This is a genomic window from Longibacter sp. (assembly GCF_051155795.1).
GTDB lineage: Bacteria > Bacteroidota > Rhodothermia > Rhodothermales > Salinibacteraceae > Longibacter.
In genome coordinates, this window is the sequence record NZ_DAXETW010000125.1 from 1 (window position 1) to 4,122 (window position 4,122).

The 4,122-nt window shown below is 65.6% G+C and carries 5 protein-coding genes; all 5 read right to left on the bottom strand.

All coding sequences use genetic code 11. The features are described from left to right. Nucleotides 1-529 (bottom strand): serine hydrolase domain-containing protein (locus tag ACFCU0_RS12840; protein ID WP_434974077.1); only part of this gene is annotated, 529 nt, incomplete at its 3' end. 136 nt (nucleotides 530-665) lie between these two features. Then, on the bottom strand, nucleotides 666-1,676 hold the full coding sequence (locus ACFCU0_RS12845; protein WP_434974078.1) for an NAD-dependent epimerase/dehydratase family protein: 1,011 nt from the start codon (nucleotides 1,674-1,676) through the stop codon (nucleotides 666-668). A gap of 53 nt (nucleotides 1,677-1,729) precedes the next feature. Then, nucleotides 1,730-2,524, bottom strand: a complete 795-nt coding sequence (locus ACFCU0_RS12850) for an SDR family NAD(P)-dependent oxidoreductase (RefSeq protein ID WP_434974079.1) — start codon at nucleotides 2,522-2,524, stop codon at nucleotides 1,730-1,732. 50 nt (nucleotides 2,525-2,574) lie between these two features. After that, nucleotides 2,575-3,027 (bottom strand): helix-turn-helix domain-containing protein, encoded by a 453-nt coding sequence (locus ACFCU0_RS12855; RefSeq protein ID WP_434974080.1) that lies wholly within the window; start codon nucleotides 3,025-3,027, stop codon nucleotides 2,575-2,577. 206 nt (nucleotides 3,028-3,233) lie between these two features. Continuing rightward, nucleotides 3,234-3,986 (bottom strand): type 1 glutamine amidotransferase domain-containing protein, encoded by a 753-nt coding sequence (locus ACFCU0_RS12860; RefSeq protein ID WP_434974081.1) that lies wholly within the window; start codon nucleotides 3,984-3,986, stop codon nucleotides 3,234-3,236. Between the last annotated feature and the right edge of the window lie 136 nt (nucleotides 3,987-4,122).

The following is a 4,122-nucleotide window of genomic DNA, read 5'->3' on the forward strand; positions in this document are numbered from 1 at the left end:
GGATCTTGTGCAGCATGCCGCTGCCGGGAGGCGGCAAGGCGTCGCCCTTCAGGGCCGCGACGAGATCGGGCACGTCATTTCCTGGGAGGTATCCTGGGTGAGAGCCGCGAACTAGGCCCGAGGTGTGGCTCAGCAGGCGACGCACCGTAATGCCGTCCACGTCATACTCGTCGGAGGTGATTTGCATCCGCTTCAGGTACCGGTTGACCGGCGCGTCGAGCTGGATGCGCCCCTCCTCTACCAGTGCCATCACGCCCCACGCCGTGACAGGCTTTACCACCGACGCTACGTTGAGGACGGCCTGGTCGGCCATCGGGACGTGCGCTTCGGCGTCGGCGAGGCCGTAGCCACGAGCGTGCACCACCTCTCCGCCTCGGATGACCGCCACCGCGGCGCCGGGCACCTGGAAGCGGTCGAGTAGTTCGGGAACCACCGCGTTCATGCGGTCGGCCATCGTGGTGTCGGGCGGAGCGGCCGGCGCTGCGGTCGTGAGGAGGAGACTGAGGAGAAGAATCGTCAGTGGCTTCATCGCGTCGGTTCGAAGGGGGAAGAAACAAGAGCGGCGGAGTGTTGCCCCGCCCAATCGCACCTCTAAGAAGCCGCTGCGGGCACTCCCGAACCTGATGAGAAAGAAATGATCAGGTCCTGATTGTCCAATCTCCGCTTTAGGAACGGGAATTCAGCACAGCATCCTCGGCCTCGTAGTCGGGAGCCGGCGCGTCCGATTGGTGGGCGCGCTCCCACTCCACGGTGCGGCGCAACGCCTCGTCCATTGCCACGGGCGCCTCGTACCCGAGCTCGTCGCGGAGGCGGCGCGTGTCGGTTTCCAGCTCGTAGCGCCAGTCGCCCGGCGCCTGCAGGTGCTTCAGGAGTTCGCTCGACGGAACGGGAACGACGTCCCCGCCCCACCCCACGACGCGTGCCAGGTGCCGTACCCGCTCCGCTTCCGTCGGCGTCTCGGCCTCGCCGACGTTGTAGAGGCGGTCGGACGCCTGCTGGTCCGTCGCGGCCGTCGCGATGGCCGCCGCCACGTTCTCAACGTACCCGTGCGTCCACCGCCAGGCGGCCTGCCCCTCGTCCATCAGGATCGCGGGGCGGTCGTCGTCCATGCGGCGGAGGTGGGGCGCCAGGCGGTGCTGGGTGTTGCCCGGGCCGTAGACCGCGGGCAGGCGGAGAACCGTCCCGGCAAGGCCGTCCGCGTTCATCAAAACCCGCTCCACCAGAATTTTGTCGTAGTCCTCGGCATACTCGAAGTCAAGTCCTTCGTATCCCCGATATGGATATAGGTCCTCCCGGAGCGGCGCCTCCTCGTCCAGCGGGACGGGATCCGGGTCGTGATCGCCCAGGCCCCGCCAGCCGTCGTAGTTTCGGTACACGTCGCTGCTGCTCACGGCGACGAGGCGGTCGGCAATGCCCTCGAATACCTCCACTACCTGCTCGGCCTGCGCCTCTGTGTACGGCACCACGTCGATGACGACATCGGGCGCGATGCCTTCGAAGGCATCCCGGTGTTCGGACAGGTCATTTCGGTCGCCGTGGAAGTGCTGTACAATGTCGGGCAGGTCCGCATCGGTTTCTCCGCGGTGGAAAACAACGACGTCGTGGCCGTGCTTAACGAGGCGGCGGACGAGGGGTGGCCCGATGAAGCCGGTGGCGCCGATGGCGAGGATTCTCATGATGATTCTTGGGGCGTGATGCGTGATGGATCGCGCAACTCCTCTTCGATCGGTTAGCGGACCGCGCAGGTCGTCCCGCCGTCCACGATCATCGAGTGTCCGTGGACGTAGGTGGCGGCGTCGGAAGCGAGCCAGAGTACAGCCTCGGCCGCTTCCTCCGGCGTCCCGATGCGCCCCGCGGCGCTGCGCCCGGCGTACTGCTCCTCAACGGCCTCCACGTCGCCCCCCTGTGCCTCGGCCGCCTGCTGTATCACGGACCGAAGCATCGGCGTATCGACGGCCCCCGGCACGAGGGCGTTCACGCGAAGCCCCTGCTCCGCGTACTCCTGCGCCGCCGATTTGGTGAGAGCGAGGACCCCGGCTTTGCAGGCCGAGTAGATCGATCCGCCGGGCGCCCCGCCCAGCCCATTGACGCTGGACACGTTGACGATGGCCCCGCCGGGATCGTTCTGATCAAGCATCTGCTGAATCTGGTGCTTCATCCCTACCCAGACGCCTCGCAGCGCCACGTCCACCGTCGCGTCAAACTCGTCCAGATCGAACGCGTGCGTCGGCTTGCCCGCCCCCGTCCGCCCGGCGGCGTTGTTGACGGCGACATCCAGCCGCCCGTGCGTCGCCACCGCCTCGTCCACGAGGCGTGCCACCTGCTCGGGGTCGCCGACGTCGGTTTGAACGAAGGTCGCCTTCCCCTCGATGGACTGTACGACCGAGTCGCCGCGCTCGGCGTCCCGGGCGGCGATGACGACCGACGCGCCCTGTTCAGCAAATGCCGTGGCGGTGGCCCGGCCGATGCCGGAGGTGCCGCCGGTGACGAGGACGACGCGATCGGTGTAGTCGTAGGTCGGCATGATTTGGTGGGATGTGAGAGGGGAAAAGAGAATTGTCCTACGTGCTGACATCACTCCTCTGCCTCGTCCCGATACGTCCCGGGCGTCACGCCTTCGAAGCGCCGGAACGTGCGGGTGAGATGCGCCTGGTCGTAGAACCCGGTGTCGAACGCGATTTCCGCAAGCGAGCGGTCGTTCATCGCCAGCAGGCGCTTGGCCGCCTCAATGCGTCGCTCCATAACGTAGCGCCAGGGCGTTGTGTCGGTCTCGGCTCCGAAGCGGCGCGCAAGTGACGACGGGCTCACGTCGGCCACGTCTGCCAGATGCTCCACCGTCAGGTCCGCGGCCAGGTGCTCCTCAACGAACGCCTGGACCTGCCCGACGACATACTCCCCGCTCGGCGTGCTGTCCGCGGACGGTCCGGCCACCGGAGAAATACCGGCGTCACGGAGAAGTATGTTCAGGTCGGAGAGGAACCCTCGATACGAGGAATGGACACGCAAAGACGACTGGCGGAGCGGCATGTCAAATCGGGGTGGCGATGAAAGAGGACACAACTGCTCAGTGCCTCATAGAGCGTTACCGGACACCAACAATGTCCGGCATCTTCGAGACGATGTTTTGTAAAATCGACGCAGTCCGGACGCGAGCCCCCATCAATGGAGGCATGAGCGCTACAGAAAACACGTCGTTCTCCTTCGAATCGTTACGCACTGTTCCACGGGGCAACCTACAACCCCCGCGCGCCGAGCGCCTCCACCATCGCCTCGGCCACCCCTTCGGCGGAGGCCGGGTTTTGTCCGGTGATGAGGCGCCCGCTCTCGGCCACGTGTGCCTCCCACTTCGGCCCCTCGGCAAAGGTGGCGCCCCGTTCCCGCAGGCGCGTCTCCAGCAGGAACGGCATGATGTCGGTGGCGCCGGCCGCTTCTTCCTCTTCGTTCGTGAAGGCGGAGACCGTCCGCCCGGCCACGAGGTACGATCCATCCGATAGCTTTACATTGACCAGCCCTGCCGGGCCGTGACACACCCCACCCACGACGCCCTCGTGTTCAAAGATCGTCGCAGTCATCTGATTAATCTGGGTCGCGTCGGGCAGGTCCCACATCGCACCGTGGCCCCCGGCGTAGTAGATGGCGGCGTAGTCGGTGGGATTCACCTCGTCGGGCGTCTTCGCGTCGTCGAGTTTGTTCATGAAATTAGCGTCGTAGAGGAGGCGCGCCGTCACAGAATCCCGCGTCCCGGCGGCTATGAGCGGTGTGCGACCGCCCTCGGGGCTCACGATGTCCACCGTGTAGCCGTGCTCCGTGAAAACGGCGTACGGGTGCGTGATTTCGGAGAAATAAGCACCGGTGGGGTTACCGGTGTCGCCCATCTGGTCGTGGCTGGTGACGACGATCAGAACGCGCGCGTCGTCCGCGTCTACCGGTTGGGCAGGGGCGCTGAGGGGAGCGGCGAGAAGAAAGAGGGCAATGAGCGTTCGCATGGGGATTGGTCGTACGGAATCAAAAGGATTGCGGAACGCGAGGACGATCGGGTTACGAGTCCCCGCTGGATGGTGCAGCATTTAGTTCTAAGTAGTCCAGCATCTCCCCGTACTTCGGCGGATTGAGGCGGCGAAC

Excerpts from the sequence above, each read along its gene's own strand:
- ACFCU0_RS12855 (WP_434974080.1), bottom strand. The coding sequence starts at position 3,027 with ATGCCGCTCCGCCAGTCGTCTTTGCGTGTCCATTCCTCGTATCGAGGG.
- ACFCU0_RS12845 (WP_434974078.1), bottom strand. The coding sequence starts at position 1,676 with ATGAGAATCCTCGCCATCGGCGCCACCGGCTTCATCGGGCCACCCCTC.
- ACFCU0_RS12850 (WP_434974079.1), bottom strand. The coding sequence starts at position 2,524 with ATGCCGACCTACGACTACACCGATCGCGTCGTCCTCGTCACCGGCGGC.
- ACFCU0_RS12860 (WP_434974081.1), bottom strand. The coding sequence starts at position 3,986 with ATGCGAACGCTCATTGCCCTCTTTCTTCTCGCCGCTCCCCTCAGCGCC.